Origin of the sequence: Corynebacterium sp. MSK041, assembly GCF_030232265.1 — a bacterium.
Lineage (GTDB): Bacteria > Actinomycetota > Actinomycetes > Mycobacteriales > Mycobacteriaceae > Corynebacterium.
In genome coordinates this window covers 295,787-311,037 of record NZ_JASPJK010000002.1, presented here as the reverse complement: position 1 = coordinate 311,037, position 15,251 = coordinate 295,787, and the positions used below count along the sequence as shown (strand labels likewise).

The following is a 15,251-nucleotide window of genomic DNA, read 5'->3' as shown; positions in this document are numbered from 1 at the left end:
CCACCCTACGTTCTGCTGTCGTTGTCGTTGCCACGCCGCGCAAATACGGTGGGGTTTGCGCGCGCATATCCCACGGCGATGATCGTGAGGGCGGCCACCGCACCGAGCATGGTTTCGGCGGTGCGGGCAAGCAGCATCGGGACGACTGGGGCGGCGTCGACAACTTGCACCATCAGCAGTGCTGTCGGGGTGATGAAGCTGGCGGCGATGGTGTAGTTGCGGGTCACGTACATCTCGGTCAGATATTGCAGGATGATGATCCACACGACGATCTGCCAGCCCTGCAGCGAGTGTGACAAAAGGAAGCCGGTGATCGCGATGCCGGTCAGCGTGCCAAGCACGCGTTCGATGGCCCGGAAATACTGCATCTTAAACCGGGAGTTCACCAGGGGAGCGGCGGCGGCGACCATGGCCCAGTAGGAGTGGGAGAGCGAATCAAAAAACGCCACCGACATCAGCCCCAACGTGCCGGCAAGTAGCGGGGCGAAGAAGAAACGGCTTGCTTCCACGACAAAGCGCTGGCGTGGCACGCGCCCGGCGTCGGGGGATCGGGTGGGGATCTCATTCTCTTTTGCATCGCCACCTGGACCTTCGCCAATGAGGTGGGAGACCTGCCCCAAAATGAGGCACACCAGAGCCGCACCGCCGGCGATGGCGAAGGCGAGCAGCGGATGAACTGGATTGCTCAGGGAACCGACAGCGGCGATGGAGAAGATGATGAACACCGAACCCGTCGGCTTCATATCGGTGGCTAGCGCAATCGTTGCCCATATCGATGAGGCGATCGCCGTCACGATCATGAGAATCCACGGACTGACACCAAACCACGCGATGGTCGCACCGAGAGTCACCATCAGGGTAAGCGCAATGCCAGCGAGGACGTGGTGCTTCAGACGGGTCGCACGTGTGGTGTGGCGACCGTACACGCCGGTGAAGGCCCCGAAGTTAGCGTAAATCGCAAGGTCGAGTCGCCCCAGCGCCAACAGCGTGAACATGGGAATAGCCACGCCAAGTGCGGTACGGAAGGCGGGAATGTGGTCGCGCTGCGCAGGCCCCATCGTGAAGAGTGGACTGAAATGACGCAACCGTGCCCTCCATCCCTATTAGTCGTTGTGCTAGCGACACTGTAGCGGGGGCTGACGCGCAAAAGGTGGATAAGGGCGGTGAGCATCGGTTGCCGTGCTTTGGCTCGGGATTTATTCTTTACCCATGGCATGTGGCGTTTGCGGTGCTGATGGGCACAATTCTCGGACGTGTGAGTCTACTCCACTGTGTGAAGGTTGCGGTGACAGAATCACCGCTGGTGGAATTGACTTCAATGGCGAAGAGTGGCATAAAGAATGCTACGAGGTAAGTGGTGCGTCCCAGTATTGCTGCGGCAGTATTTACGAAGCGGGCGAAATGTATTGTGACAGCTGCGGAGAGCCTCTTTAATAGCTTCTAGAACCACCTGTTCAGACTGCTTGGAGCACCGTGTAGAGCTTGCTGGAACGGTGATCGGCTAGACGCTAAGAAATAGTGAAGCCTGACGCGGGCATTTGCTTATCGACGGGATCCCCCGCCTCATCCACAAACCACGAGATCTTCAGCTCCAGTGCCGAGGGTGATGCCACCTTTGCGGCTGTGGGACGCCATGTTTTCCAGAAAGTCCGCTAGTTGGTCGCGGCTGAAACCCATCTTACTCTTCAGTAGCTTCTGGTTTTTGCGAGAAGTGTTCGGGTTCTACATTGTGCGGTCCTTGCTGTGTCTGGGGGAGTAATTCTTCGATGGCAGGGGTGGCAGGGGACTTGAGAGACTTGGTTTCCGCATTTCTGCGAACCATCTTGGCACTTTTCTTGAGAGCCTTCTTCTGTCGGTGCGTGCGGTACCGGTCGTGAGTCTCGTTTATCTGCTCTTTTATCTGCTCTATGCCGCGCTGGCGACCTTGGTCGAGGGCTTTCACGGAATCATCGAAAACGACTGATACTGCTTTTTTCCAGCTCAGTGTCTCAAGTTGGCTTCTTTGCTCGAAGTTAAGATCCGCGCGGTGGGCGAAATCCTGAATTGCTCTTTCTGCTTTGTTTGCGGCAGCATTTACGAGTCCGGCTCGTTTGGGATGTTTGGCTGTGAACCAAGCGTCGGCCGTAAGTTCCGCAGCGGAGCGAATTGAATTGTTTAACTCCAGCAAGTGCAGCGCCACAGATTCAATTCTCTCGTCGCGCCTCCTTTGTATGGAATCGTGGTGAGCATCGAGGCTGTCGGGCTCGAATTCTCGTGCGTGCGCGATCTCCAGAACATAAAACTGGTCATGCAGGTAAAGGCTCCAAGCAAGATAAGCAAGCCAGTGTTCAAGTTCATTATCCAGTTTCCGGAATTCATCGGCGATCTTTTTAGAGTTGTCCTGGCTTGCCGTCAGTTGTTCCACCAAGCTTGAAATCTGACCGAGCGCTGTTGCTTCCAGGGTGTGGAGGGTTGCTCCGAGGTGGCTCACCGTTGACCATTTGGTTGTTGAAACATTGTTGTTTTCGCGGTAGTAATCTACAGCATCGTTGAGGGCATTTGCGACGCCTTGGAGCTCGCCCAAAGACTCCACTTTCTTCTGGCGGAGTAGTTCATCGAGTTTGGATTCGATGGAGTCCAGGTAATCCTTGATCTCACGTAGCGCTGCTTCGATAGCTGCTTGTGCAACGAGACTGCTTCCTAATGTTGCGACAGCTGGCGTGTACCTGACAAGGCTTTCAATCTCAATCTGTTTGAAGAGCTGTCCCGCGTTGCCCGCCAGGCCCAAATCGCCCCGCCGAAACGCCCCTCTCACGGGTCCGGTGGTGACGCGTTGCTTCAGTAGCTTCGCTGTCTCTGGGCCGACTTTCACGTATCGGCCAGAGCGCTCTTGAAACTCGCCAACCGTCGAGAGAACATCCCGCATACGGTACAAAATTTGGGGAGAAACCTGAGAAATCGAAAAACCATCGATGCGACCGAGCTCGTCTAAGGCATCTTCATGGCCAAAAGCAATGAGGCCTTCGCCATCAAAGAAAAATTCGATTTGCGAGTCAGGGGTCGTCATAGCCGGTATTTTACTGGGACGTGGAACACGAAAATGTTCAGACGGAGAAATCAACGAAAACGGTGGTGCCAGTGTGGAGTCGGCGTGGAGTTGGCGTGGGCTCAGAAACTACACAGGCAGCCCACGGGCGCGCCTGCGCTGACGATTGATCAGTGCTGCGGCGGTGCCGGCGCAGAGCAACAATGTGACGATCCAGACGGACTTCACACCGAACACGACATAGCAGCGGCCGCCGAGCAAAGCGCCGCAGGCGAGGGCCGACCACAGTGCGAAATTCATTAGCCAAGCACTGTGCGGGCCGCCGAAGAGGGCCGCGACGAAACGTTGTGCCATCTTGACTAAGGTGCCCGTCATATATGTCAGGGAGATGGAAACTTCGCCGCCTCGTTCAAACGTGGAGTTCATCGCGCCGACGGTGAACGCGAGGAAGAACACCGACAGTCGTTCGTGGCCTAACAGCAGCATCACGGAGGACACACCAGACATGGCGCACACGAATAGCAGCACTGCTTCGCGTGTCCGGGTGGGCGGGAGGTGCCGTGCACCGAGTTGACTGATCAACGCACCTGCGGCCACGCCCAGCAGGAACGTGATCATGAGCCCGCCCGCGATGGCCACGACATCCCACTGGCTGGCGTTCACCGCAGCGGTCAGGCGAGTGGTGTTGCCGGACATGAATGACAAGAAGTAGCCACCCAGGTACATGAACCCGATCGTGTCCACGAAACCGGTGATGGATGACAGATAGATCGCCAGGGCGTGCTCGCCTCGGCGGTAGTCCCTCATGGCACTCATGGTGTGTGTTGCCTCCTACTGCACCTATCGCTGGCAGGCGCAGAACACGTATCAAGCTCTGACGCGGAGTTGTTCCCGCACGCGGTCAGGGCACAAGCCAACGACGCCACGGCGACGGCGAAACGCTTTGTCATGGGATTGAAGCTAGCACGGGGAGGGGCAACGTCGATAAGCAAATGATCCTTGAGCTGCGCTAAACGTTCGGCCATCGAGAGAATCTATGAAACGCTGAAAATTTTTCACGCAATACGTCGCAATTTTTCGTATCCGCATACTATATTCCTCTACAAAGTAATTTTGATCACGTCTTCGCGCCTTGTGTGCTCTAGCGCATGATGGCAAGGCGTTGACAGAAAAGAGGTAATCGTTTGAGCACCGCAGTCACCTCCGGAGGCGACAACGCTTCCCAGGATTCAACTGTTGAGGCCGGGGATATGAACCGTCTGGAGCGCCTCCTCATGTGGCGGCCTTTCTCCACGATGGCGCGCACACTCATCATCCTGGCTCTCGTGGTCCCGTTGCTGTTTTCGGGCTTGTTCATGTGGGCAATGTGGGATCCGACGGGGTCTGTCCCGCAGACCCGCCTCGCCGTGGTCAACGAAGACAAAGGCGTGGACCGTGGGGAAGGCGCCGGGCTGGAGAAATTCGGCGACGACGTGGCAAAAGGCTTGACCTCCCGCGACTACCTCGACTTCACGCAGGTCTCCGCGGAGGAGGCCCGGGACGGTCTAGTGAAGGGTAAGTACCTGTTCACGGTGACGATCCCGGAGGACTTCTCTAAAAACGTTGTCACCGTGATCGATCCGGAGCCGAAGCAGGCCGAGATCCTCATTGACTACAACGATTACAACGGCACGAACGGTGCTGTCCTGACCTCGGGCCTTGTTCCGAAAATTCAGACTGAGGTTGCTTCGCAGGTGGCCAAGACCTACGCGGAGCAGGTTCTGTCCGGTATCAATCAGCTGAGTGACGGCATTCGCGCCGCAGCTGACGGTTCGAAGCAGCTTGATGACGGCGTGGGGCAGCTCCAGGATGGTGCGGGCCGCGCGGTCGACGGCATCAATCAGCTTGACGACGGCGCGAATCAGCTCCACGACGGCACCGGCCGCCTCGTGAGCGGTACTACTGAGCTGAACGATGGTGCTTACCAGCTCAAGGACGGCCTGAACCAGCTCAGTGATGGTACTGACCAACTGGCAGACGGTGCCCGCCAGATCGATGAGGGCGTGAACAAACTCACGGGCATGCTCATCCCCGTGCTTGAGGGCGTCGAGGGTGCTGCTGGGCAGCTGCGTCCGGTGATTGATACGCTGCGCTCCGTTGGCATGCACGATCAGGCTGACAAGATTGAAAGCTCCTTGGGGCGCATCCTGCCGGGTAGTGACACCAACGTGGTGAACGACCTCCGGCGCTTGAGCGCAGGTACCGGTGAGCTCCATGCCAACCTGTCTGACCCGAACATGCCGTACCGCAACGGTTTGAACCGTCTGGTTGATGGTGCCAGCCGCCTCGCTGATGGCACGGACCAGCTGAAAGATGGAGCGAACCAGCTTAACGACGGCACGAGCCGCCTCGTCGACGGCACCGGCCAGCTCGTCGATGGTGGTGCCCAGCTCGAAGACGGCATCGGTCGCCTGAAAGATGGTTCGAATGAACTGTCCACCAAGCTGGGCGACGGTGCGAAGCAGGCCCCCGCTGTGAAGTCCCTCGACGCATCCTCTGAGCAGATCGCTGTGCCGATCCTGTTCCAGGAAGCAAACCTCCACCCGACGCAGGTTGTTGTGGACCCGGCTGACCCGACCGTGAAGAAGCCATCCAGTGGTTTCTCCATCCTCGGTCTCATTGTGATCAACTTCCTGCTCATGGCGGTTGTCTCCATTCTGCTGCCGCACGCGATTGGTCGCCGCCACAAGGCGTCCGGCCCGGTTGGCCCAGTCATGAACGCGTGGGTCCGCATGTTCGGCATCAACGTCGGTCTGACCGCGCTGCTGACCTTCGTGTCCGCATCCCTGGGCTGGCGCCCGAGCAGCTGGATCGTGGCTATCCTCGCCCTGCTGGTCATCGATGCGGCGGGTACGTCTATCTTCCAGTTCTTCCGCATCCTCTTCGGGCGCGTTGTTGGTGCGCTGTTCAACGTTGGCTTCTTCGCCATGGGTCTGTTCGTGGCTGGCGCCGTTTGGCCGTTGTCCACCCTCCCGGCTCCGCTCGCAGCCCTGAACCCGCTGCACCCGATGAGTCACGCGCGCAACCTGTTTGTCCGCTCCGTGGATGGCATTTACGACGGCACCTTCTGGCTCGCCTTCATCGTCCTCGTCGTGGCCGGTCTGGCGGCAGTAGGCGCGTCGATTGTCATTTACGATGCCCGCCGCAAGGCACTGCACATCCAGGACCCGAACGAGAACGAGCGTCAGCGTGAAGAGTACGCACGTGAGATCCGCGAGGGTGAGGAGCCGCTGGAGTCGGTGTTCTCCCGCAGCTAGACGCCGCAGCGTCTAGCTGGAAGTGAACCGCAGCTTTCCTTTCGGGGACAGCCGCGGTTTTCTTTGTGCGCTGATGCTGGTTGTTTAGGTGACCAGCAACCAGATTGCTACGCAGTGGACGATGGCTGCGACGATGGTGAGCGTGTGGAAGTGCTCGTGGTAGCCGTAGTAGCGCGCTTGCCGGCCCGGCCATTTGAAGCCATAAATGGCCGCGCCAAGGGTGTACAGCACACCGCCGGCGAAGAGGAGCCACAGCACCGCCGCGTTGCCTGAACGCAGCAGCGTGGGGATGAGCGGAATAACAATCCACCCCAATGCGACGTAAATGACGGGGGAGAGCCACCGTGGGTGGTTGATCCAGAAGAGCTTCAACGCCATATTGGCCAGCGCACCACCCCACGCCACGGTGAGGGTGATGGCAGCCATCTTTGGGGGCAGGGCGATGATGCACAGCGGGGTGTACGTGGAGGCAATGAACACAGCGATCATCGCGTGGTCCGCACGCCGCCATGATTCGACGCCCCGCTGCGTACGCCAGGGGAAACGGTGGTACGTGGCCGACACCGTGAACAAGGCAGTCAGGCCCAGACCATAGATAGTCACGCCGAGTGCTTCCCACCAGGTGCGCGTCATCCAGGAGAAAGTGATCAAAACAGTGGCCGCGATGGTGGCTACTTGCGCCGCGAAAAGGTGCGCCCAGCCGCGCACGAGTGGGCGCTCACCGCGGTCAGCGATCCACCGGATTTCCTGGATTTGGGCATTGCTGGTGACGGTCATGTGGTCCATTTTAGGACGCGGACGCCACCTTCAAGTTCGGCACTCTCACCCAAGCTGCTTGCCCGTGTCCCGTACACCACGAGGTTTCCGTAGGGGCGTTTACTCAACACATCAGCGGTGGCGATCATGCCTACCTCATCAAAGACCTCCGCCATTCCCGCGAGTTCTTCCTGCGCCACCGGGTGTCCTGCGCAGTCACCCACATTGGCCAGGTAGATACCGCCAGGGGCCAAAGCTGTTGCCGCCGCGCGATAGAAAGCAGGCGAGCAAACATGCCTCGGGGCCTCGGAGCCTGCGAAGACATCCCGGATGATCACATCGACGGAACCGGCCGGCTGGGCATCCACGGCCGCGAGGGCATCGCCCGGCCGAAACACAATCTGGGGTGGCATATCAAACGTCGCTGCCATGAGATCACACAAGACGCGATCAATGTCCACCACGATATTGCTTGACTGCGGCCACACATCAGCACAAAACCGCGGCAGGGAACACCCGGCGGCACCGAGGTGGAGGAGGGTGGTGGGGGAAGCGTCGATAAGCGAAAAATGGGCGCGCACAGCGGACGCGATCCATTCCATGTAGTCGAAGCCCAGCACACGTGGCGCGCCGAGCACCACGTAGGAAGACGGCACTCGGTTGAGCTCCACGACAAAAGCCCCGTCACGCAATGGATCGGCGATGATCTCCACCGTGCCAGTATCCACCGTGTAGGCGCCGGCAATCCGTTTCTTCGGTGAACGGGGCTTTCCGCGCGCCATCTACCAGACAGACGCGATGCGCACGGCTACGTGCGCCAGCGGATCCGGGAATGGCTTTCGCATCCACTTCAGCAGACGATCCTGCATGCTCACCGCGTGGTGCTGGACGTACTTGATCCACGGCTGCTTGGAGTAGAGCACCTTGATAGTCTCATCCGCGATGTCGCCGGGGGTGAGGTTCACGCCCATGTTCTTCACGGACTGCGCATTCACGTTAGCCACCTGGGTGGCGGCCCACAGGGGCATCATGTCGTGGACGCGGATATCGTCCTTGCGCCACTCCACGGACAGAGCCTCCGTGATGCCGTTGACGTAGAACTTCGTGGCTGAATAGGTGGAGATTTCAGGCTGGCCAAAAATGGCGGACGCCGAGGACATGGAGATCAACACCGCGCCCTTCGTCGCCTTCAGGTACGGGTACGCAGCCTGTGCGCCGAAGGTGACACCAAGGCAGTTGATATCCAGGATCTTGCGCACCTTGTCTTCCGGCTGATCAACCAGCAGGCCATCGATGATGATGCCAGCGTTGTTGAACAGGAAGTCCAGGCGGCCACCTGTCTGCGCTGTGAACTCTGCCAGCGCCTCATCCCAGTTGGTGCGATCCGTCACATCGAGGTGGCCGGTGATGAGCTGGCCTTCCGGGATGTCGTCCGTCCCCCACGTGGTTTCCTGCACGTCGTAGGAGCCGACGGTCCACCCGAGGTTGAGTAGGCGCTGGGCCGTTGCCTTACCAATGCCGGATGCACCGCCGGTGATGAACGCGGCTGGACGCTGCTTCGCGTCCGACACAAAGTCGGCGGGCTTCACATACGGGACCTCAGTGAGGTCTTCATGAAAGGGCTTTGCAAATGGATTCCACATGCGTTCAACACTAAAACTAAAAAAGGGGCCGTGTGGGCGAAATCACAAAATAATTGTGACCGTCCACACGGCCTGATGAAACCCGGTGTGAAAGGGAGTTAGCCCAGGAACGCCTTGTCCGACAGCGTTGCGCCCTTGATGTTGGCAAACTCCTGCAGCAAGTCGCGCACGGTGAGCGTCTTCTTCAGGGCCTCATCAGCCTCGTAGACGATGCGTCCCTCGTGCATCATGACCAGCCGGTTGCCCACGCGAAGTGCTTGCTCCATGTTGTGGGTAACCATGAGGGTGGTCAGCCCGCCGTCTTCGACGAGGCGCTGGGTCAGCTCGGTGACCAGGGCGGCGCGGCCGGGGTCGAGGGCGGCGGTGTGCTCGTCGAGAAGCATCACCTTAGGATGAGTGAACCCGGCCATGAGCAGCGACAATGCTTGGCGTTGACCGCCGGAGAGAAGGCCCACTTTGTGCGTGAGGCGATCCTCCAGGCCGAGCTCGAGTGTGGCCAGCTGCTCCTTGAAGAAGGTGCGGCGCTTCTCCGTGAGCGCGGGCCCGAGACCGCGACCTTTGCCACGCAGGTAGGCCAGCGAGAGGTTTTCCTCGATGGTCAGGTTCGGCGCAGTGCCGGCGAGCGGGTCCTGGAACACGCGCGCAATCGACGCAGCACGCTGGTGTTCTTTCATGCGCGTGACATCTTTGTTGTCCACGCACACCGAACCGCTATCCGGGCGCAGACGCCCCGACACGAGGTTGAGCAGCGTCGACTTGCCCGCGCCGTTGGAGCCGATGATGGACACAAAATCGCCCTCAGCGAGAGTCAGGTCCACCCCGTCCAGTGCCACGCGCTCGTTGACGGTGCCGGGAAAGAAGGTCTTATGTACGTGATTAATCTCAAGCATGAGCAGCCTTCTTTTCGCTTATCGACGTCTTCTTTCCCGGCTTACCCAGTCCCTTGCCCATCCCCTGGAACTTAGGCAGCAGCAGTGCCAGCACAACGAGGACAGCGGAGACGAGCTTCATGTCATTCGGGTTCAGGCCAACCTGCAGTGCCGCGAAGATGATCAGGCGGTAGAGCACAGCACCGACGACAACGGCGAGGATTGCCTGGAGCAGGCGGGACTGGCCGATGACGGCCTGGCCCACGATGACAGACGCAAGACCCACGACGATGAGACCGATACCCATGGAGATATCGGCAAAGCCCTGGTACTGCGCGACAAGGGCGCCGGCAGTACCCACCAGGCCATTGGACAGGGCAAGGGCCAGGATCTTCGTGTTGTCGGTGTTCACACCGAAGGACGTGATCATGGGGTCATTATCGCCCGTGGCACGGATGGCCAAACCCAGGTCCGTTTTGAGGAACCAATACACAAGCAAAGCTAGGACGATGACGATGGCTGCCAGCAACGCAACACCACCCCACGTGCCCATGAGCTTGGCCTCACGCAGGGGAGTGAACACCGTGTCCTGGCGCAGCAGTGGCAGGTTTGCCCCGCCCATGATGCGCAGGTTGATGGACCACAGACCAATCTGGGTGAGGATACCGGCCAGAAGGCCGTCGATACCGCCCTTGGTGTGCAGCAAACCGGTGATGATGCCGGCAGCAAAACCAACGACAAAGCCCATCGCCGTGGCCGCAAAAGGGTTCCAGCCAGCGACGATGAGCACTGCGGCTGTTCCTCCGCCGGTAGTGAAACTTCCGTCGACGGTCAGGTCGGCGAAATTGAGGACCCTGAAAGTGAGGTAGACGCCAAGCGCCATCACCCCATAAAGGATGCCTAGTTCAAGCGCGCCGATCATACAGTCTCAGCCTGGTCCTTAATCTCCTGCGGAATGGTAACACCCTGGGCCTTCGCTGCGTCCTCGTTGATGACGTAGCTGTACTTCACAGCCTTTTCAACAGGCATCGTGGCCGGGTCCTCGCCGTCGCGCAGGATACGGATGGCCATCTCACCGGTCTGCTTGCCCAGCTCCTTGTAGTCAATGCCGATGGTGGCCACGGCGCCACCCTCAACGGTGCCGGCTTCAGCAGCGATCACCGGGATCTGCTTTGCCTCAGCAGCCTGGACGAGGGAGGAGATACCGGAGACAACCATGTTGTCCGTAGGGACGTAGAACGCATTTACATCACCGATAGCTTCAACAGCCTGCGGGATTTCGTTGACGGAGGTCACGGTCTGGGTAACAATCTCCCAGCCGCGCTTCTTGGCCTCTTCCTGAGCAGTTTTCACCTGGATTTCAGAGTTGACCTCACCAGAGGAGTACACGATGCCGAGCTTCTTGGTGTCCGGCACCAGCTTGGACACCAAGTCGAACTGCTCCTCCAGCGGTGTCTCATCAGAAGTGCCCGTGGCGTTGCCACCAGGAGCATCCATGGAGTCCACCAGCTGTGCCTCCACCGGGTCGGTCACAGCGGTGAACAGCACCGGTGCGTCCGTGACGTTCTGCACAACTGCCTGTGCAGCAGGTGTAGCTACTGCCAGGACGGCATCCAGCTTGGCGGTAGCAAACTGCTGGGAGATGGTCAGAGCGGTGGCCTGCTCGCCGTTAGCGTTCTGCTCATCCCACGTGACCTCGATGCCAGCCTCTTCGAAGGCTTCCTTGAAGCCTGCAGTTGCGGCGTCGAGAGCTGGGTGCTGAACCAGCTGGTTGATACCGATGGTGTAGGAGCCGTCCTTGCCACCAGCGTTATCGCTGGAATCGCTGGAGCAGCCAGCCAGGGCCAGGGTTGCCGCCGCAACAGTGGCGGTCACGGCACGGGAAAATGTGCGTTTGAACATGAGTGAGCCTTCCGGTTCGTGGTCTACCGCCTTCATCGCGGAATGACGTAGACCCTAGCCCAGAACCTGTGTAATTCATGCAAAAATCGAAGAATTTTATACAGTTTTATGTAAAAACTGGGTTTTAGGAGTTATCGCTCCACGTCTTCGTCTTGGCAAAGAAGAATGCCACCACGACGCCCACCGCCAGCACGCCGGCGGGCAGCAGGAGTGAGTGACTCATAGCCACCGCGAGGGGTGCCCGGGCTACTTGTGCCGACATCATCGCCGCGATCGCCGCCGAACCGATCACCGCACCTACCTGTCGCAGCGTGTTGTAGATGCTCGAACCGGCCCCGGCCAGCGCCGGATTGAGGTTCCGCGTGGCAATCATGGACAGCGGACCCCACATCATGGCATTGCCCAGGCCGTAGATCACGGAAATCAGCAGCATCCAGTTCGGATCAATGTCCGGATGCGTGATTAGCGCCGATGCCCCGATACTCGCCGCCGTCACCGCAAGCCCAGAGATAGCGATCGGCTTCGGGTCCCGCGTATTAGTTAATTTGCCTATGCGCGATGACAGCGCTCCCGACACCACCCCCGACGGCAGAATTAGCAACGCTGCCTGAGTGGGTGTCAGCCCTTGGACCTGCTGCACATAGATCATCCATGGAATGGCAAAAGTAGATACCCCAAAGCCGACGCAGGCGATGGTGAGGGAGGCGAGGGTGAAATTGTGGTCGTCGAAAAGCGAAAGGGGCACGAGTTGATCGCGCGTGGTGCGTGACTGCCACACCATGAAAACAGCGAGCAAAACAAGACCCACGACGATGAGACCGATCGCGCGATAGTCCCAGCTGAGTGCCTCACCTTCCTGGATGCCGAAGATGAGGCAAAACATGCCGGCGGCGGACATGGCCACGCCGAGCCAGTCCAGTCGGCGCGCTGTCAGCGGGAGCGTGGGTACGTGCTTGGCCGCGAGGAACAGGCCGATGATGCCCACAGGCACATTAATGATGAAGATCCATTCCCAGCCGCCCAGATCAACGACGAATCCGCCGAGGAGTGGACCGACGACCGTGGCCACGCCCGCCGTGGCGCCCCACACGCCCATGGCGGTGCCGCGCTGCATGGGTGGGAACGTGCGGATCATCACCGACATCGTTTGAGGTGACAGCATTGCTCCGCCGAGCCCCTGGAATGCGCGCGCAATGATGAGGAGTTCCACTGTCCCCGCGAGGCCACAGGCGAGAGACGCCAGAGTGAACACCGCCAGGCCCGCCAGATAGAGAACCTTCGGCCCGAAGCGGTCGCCCAACCTGCCGGTGATGAGCAGCGGCACCGCGTACGCCAGCAGGTAAGAGCTGTTGACCCAGATGACCTCGTTGTAGCTGGCATCCAGGTCAGCGGTGATAGCCGGGATGGCCACCGCCACGATCGTGGAGTCCACCAGGATGATGAAGAATCCGAGCATCATCGACCACAGCGCCGGCCACGGGTTGTTTGTCTGCGTCATACTCACTCCTTGCTGCCGCTGCTACCTGTCAGCGGGTTCTGACGGGGGAAATGTACCCCCTTTGCGGGCGGGAGTCGAGTGGCGCGAAAGCGCGGGGCCGGAGGCAGCCCCGCACCAGTTTTACGGCAGCAGTGCCTTGATCTGCTTCTGAATCTCCTCCACGAACTGCGGGTTGAAGAAGGCGAAGCCACCGATCAGTGCCGCGATGGCGGCCAGCACACCGAAGAAACCGAGCACGCCCTTGGCTGCAGGGGAGGAGCCTTCGCCCAGGGTGTCCTGCCCGGAGCCTGCGCCGGTGGTCTTCACGGGGAGGAAGACGTCAGTCTTGGCGTCGGTGGTGATGCGCAGGCGGGCGTCTGCAGGAGCAGCGGCTGGGACAGCCAGGGTGACGGTAGCCGTGCCGGCTTCACCGAGGCCTGCTTCGCCGAGGTCGGGGTTGATGGGGGAGGAGGCCTCCGCCAGGTTCTTGCCGTCAGCGTCCTCGAGGGCGACGGTGACCGTGGTGGCGGTGTCATCCTGCGTGTAGATGAGGGAGGACAGGTTGATCGTGTTGTCCTCACCGGCCGTTAGTGGTTCATCCAGCTTGACGCCCACTGCGGACTGGCCGCGGGGTGCCTTCTCTTCGTCGCTCTTGAGATACTGGATGAAGGCATCGACGTCCACAAGCCCAATGTTGGTCATCGGGGAGCCCTTCTTGAAAGCGTCGAAGCTGTCGCCGCCACCGAGGAGGAAGGTGGAGCCAGCGATGACGTAGTCTTTCTCCGGAGCCAGCGGCTTGCCGTCAATGATCACCGAGGTGATGCGGTTGCCGTGCTCAGCATCCGGATTGTAGGTGTAGGACACGTTGTTGGACAGGCCGAGCGCCAGGCGCGGGCGGTCAGCGCCCGGCTTCCACTGCTGCTCGAGGGCTTCCTTGAAGTCTGCGCCCTTGATGGTCTTGTAGGAGTTCTCGTTGCCAAACGGCTGGACGGAGAAAGCCTGCTGGTAGGTGACGTCGCCGGCTGCCAAATCGTCGCGCACGCCACCAGCGTTCATTACACCGATGTCGGGCGTGACGTTGGAGTTCGCCGCGATCGACCACTTGGCGGCCTCAGCCAGCAGGTTGTTGAGGGAGGATTCCACACCACGGTTGGAGCCAGAATCTTTACCCTCGTTCTTGCCGCGCGTGAAGGCCTGATCGATGGTGGCAACCTGCTTCTCGCCCTCCGCCTTGGCTTCTTTTTCAGCTGCGTCGACGATGGCGGCGATCTCCGGGTACTTCGTATCGCACGCAAGAATCGTTGCATTATCGACGACCTTCGCCTCATCCACCGTCACCTTCTTCGTCGCACGGTCGATGCTCAGGTCCACGTTGGCAAAGCCCTGAGAGTACTGGCCTGCCTGCAGAACAACCGGGGTGTCAGTGCCAGTCGGGTTGACGTAGGCGTGGGTGTGGCCGAGGAATGCAACGTCGACGTTCTGGAACTTGTCCGGGGTGATGTCACCGGCGTGGACGAGAGCCACAACGACGTCTGCTTCACCGGATTCCTTGAGCTTTGTTGCCACTGCGTTAGTGGTTTCTACCGGATCGTTCCAGGTGATGCCGGCGATGCCGTCAGGGCTCACCAGATTCGGCATATCGGCGGTAACGGTGCCGATGAAGGCCACCTTCACGCCGTCGAGTTCCTTCACCTCGTACGGCTTGGTGCCCTTGACGGTCGCAGTGTTTGCAGCCAGGTAAGAGAACTGAGCATTGGGGATCACGCGGTCCGACAGGTCAGCAACACCCTTGTCGAATTCGTGGTTACCCACCGCGGAGACCTCCAAGCCCATGGTGTTGAGGACGTCGATCGTAGGGGCGTCGTCAAGCAGCATTGCTTCAAACGGGCCGGCGCCGATGTTGTCGCCCGAAGAGGTGAAGATGTGCGCGTCGCCGAACAGCTCCGCTTCCTTGTCGATGGCGCACTTCAAACGTTCCGCGCCGGGGACCGAATTCTCAGGCTTGCGGGAGTCCTCTTTGTACTGGAAGCGACCGTGGAAGTCGGTGATGTTGGAAATGGAGATCTTGGCGGTCGTCTCGTCGGCCGACGCAACAGGGACGGTCAGTGCAGTGACGGACAGTGCGCTGATCGTCGCGGTGGCGACGGTGGCGCGCAGGGAACGGAAGCTCATGCGGAAAACCTTTGGTCTAGGGGGATTAACAGTTCAACCACAGACGCTAAGAACGCAAAGTGTCACGGGAGTGAATCTGACGTGACACTTCCATGAAAAACCGGCCCGCAG

At 59.8% G+C, this 15,251-nt stretch carries 12 protein-coding genes; 1 reads left to right on the top strand and 11 read right to left on the bottom strand.

Annotation, left to right across the window (positions count from 1 at the left end):
- Window positions 1-5 precede the first annotated feature (5 nt).
- From QP968_RS03805 to QP968_RS03795, 3 genes are all read right to left on the bottom strand, one after another.
- Window positions 6-1,058 carry an FUSC family protein gene (locus QP968_RS03805; RefSeq protein WP_284855095.1) on the bottom strand — a complete coding sequence of 351 codons (1,053 nt, stop codon included), beginning with the start codon at window positions 1,056-1,058 and terminating at the stop codon, window positions 6-8.
- Window positions 1,059-1,678: 620 nt separating this feature from the next.
- Window positions 1,679-3,046, bottom strand: coding sequence for a hypothetical protein (locus tag QP968_RS03800; RefSeq protein WP_284855094.1), 1,368 nt, complete (start codon window positions 3,044-3,046; stop codon window positions 1,679-1,681).
- 108 nt (window positions 3,047-3,154) lie between these two features.
- Window positions 3,155-3,841, bottom strand: a complete 687-nt coding sequence (locus QP968_RS03795; RefSeq protein ID WP_284855093.1) for a YoaK family protein — start codon at window positions 3,839-3,841, stop codon at window positions 3,155-3,157.
- 368 nt (window positions 3,842-4,209) lie between these two features.
- Between QP968_RS03795 and QP968_RS03790 the strand changes: the two genes are divergently transcribed.
- A complete protein-coding gene (locus tag QP968_RS03790) occupies window positions 4,210-6,321 on the top strand; it encodes a YhgE/Pip domain-containing protein (RefSeq protein WP_284855092.1) in 2,112 nt (703 codons plus the stop codon).
- 84 nt (window positions 6,322-6,405) lie between these two features.
- On the opposite strand, the gene trhA is transcribed toward QP968_RS03790, so the two are convergent.
- The 8 genes from trhA to QP968_RS03750 form a co-directional block, all read right to left on the bottom strand.
- Window positions 6,406-7,098, bottom strand: a complete 693-nt coding sequence (gene trhA, locus QP968_RS03785) for a PAQR family membrane homeostasis protein TrhA (protein WP_284855091.1) — start codon at window positions 7,096-7,098, stop codon at window positions 6,406-6,408.
- The gene (locus QP968_RS03780; RefSeq protein WP_284855090.1) at window positions 7,095-7,859 is read right to left on the bottom strand and encodes a spermidine synthase; all 765 of its coding nucleotides are present in this window, start codon (window positions 7,857-7,859) and stop codon (window positions 7,095-7,097) included. The genes trhA and QP968_RS03780 overlap by 4 nt, the downstream gene beginning before the upstream one ends.
- Window positions 7,860-8,720, bottom strand: a complete 861-nt coding sequence (locus QP968_RS03775) for an SDR family oxidoreductase (protein ID WP_284855089.1) — start codon at window positions 8,718-8,720, stop codon at window positions 7,860-7,862.
- Window positions 8,721-8,818: 98 nt separating this feature from the next.
- Window positions 8,819-9,610, bottom strand: coding sequence for an ABC transporter ATP-binding protein (locus tag QP968_RS03770; protein WP_284855088.1), 792 nt, complete (start codon window positions 9,608-9,610; stop codon window positions 8,819-8,821).
- Window positions 9,603-10,511, bottom strand: coding sequence for an ABC transporter permease (locus QP968_RS03765; RefSeq protein WP_284855087.1), 909 nt, complete (start codon window positions 10,509-10,511; stop codon window positions 9,603-9,605). The genes QP968_RS03770 and QP968_RS03765 overlap by 8 nt, the downstream gene beginning before the upstream one ends.
- Window positions 10,508-11,491, bottom strand: a complete 984-nt coding sequence (locus tag QP968_RS03760; RefSeq protein ID WP_284855086.1) for an ABC transporter substrate-binding protein — start codon at window positions 11,489-11,491, stop codon at window positions 10,508-10,510. The genes QP968_RS03765 and QP968_RS03760 overlap by 4 nt, the downstream gene beginning before the upstream one ends.
- 124 nt (window positions 11,492-11,615) lie before the next feature.
- Window positions 11,616-12,989: a DHA2 family efflux MFS transporter permease subunit gene (locus QP968_RS03755; RefSeq protein ID WP_284855085.1), complete on the bottom strand. Its 1,374-nt coding sequence runs from the start codon at window positions 12,987-12,989 to the stop codon at window positions 11,616-11,618.
- A gap of 120 nt (window positions 12,990-13,109) precedes the next feature.
- Entirely contained in the window at window positions 13,110-15,140 is a 2,031-nt protein-coding gene (locus QP968_RS03750) for a bifunctional metallophosphatase/5'-nucleotidase (RefSeq protein ID WP_284855084.1), read from the bottom strand.
- Window positions 15,141-15,251 lie beyond the last annotated feature (111 nt).

Excerpts from the sequence above, each read along its gene's own strand:
- QP968_RS03750 (WP_284855084.1), bottom strand. The coding sequence starts at position 15,140 with ATGAGCTTCCGTTCCCTGCGCGCCACCGTCGCCACCGCGACGATCAGC.
- QP968_RS03800 (WP_284855094.1), bottom strand. The coding sequence starts at position 3,046 with ATGACGACCCCTGACTCGCAAATCGAATTTTTCTTTGATGGCGAAGGC.
- QP968_RS03765 (WP_284855087.1), bottom strand. The coding sequence starts at position 10,511 with ATGATCGGCGCGCTTGAACTAGGCATCCTTTATGGGGTGATGGCGCTT.
- QP968_RS03760 (WP_284855086.1), bottom strand. The coding sequence starts at position 11,491 with ATGTTCAAACGCACATTTTCCCGTGCCGTGACCGCCACTGTTGCGGCG.
- QP968_RS03775 (WP_284855089.1), bottom strand. The coding sequence starts at position 8,720 with ATGTGGAATCCATTTGCAAAGCCCTTTCATGAAGACCTCACTGAGGTC.
- trhA (WP_284855091.1), bottom strand. The coding sequence starts at position 7,098 with ATGACCGTCACCAGCAATGCCCAAATCCAGGAAATCCGGTGGATCGCT.
- QP968_RS03795 (WP_284855093.1), bottom strand. The coding sequence starts at position 3,841 with ATGAGTGCCATGAGGGACTACCGCCGAGGCGAGCACGCCCTGGCGATC.
- QP968_RS03770 (WP_284855088.1), bottom strand. The coding sequence starts at position 9,610 with ATGCTTGAGATTAATCACGTACATAAGACCTTCTTTCCCGGCACCGTC.
- QP968_RS03805 (WP_284855095.1), bottom strand. The coding sequence starts at position 1,058 with ATGGGGCCTGCGCAGCGCGACCACATTCCCGCCTTCCGTACCGCACTT.
- QP968_RS03755 (WP_284855085.1), bottom strand. The coding sequence starts at position 12,989 with ATGACGCAGACAAACAACCCGTGGCCGGCGCTGTGGTCGATGATGCTC.
- QP968_RS03780 (WP_284855090.1), bottom strand. The coding sequence starts at position 7,859 with ATGGCGCGCGGAAAGCCCCGTTCACCGAAGAAACGGATTGCCGGCGCC.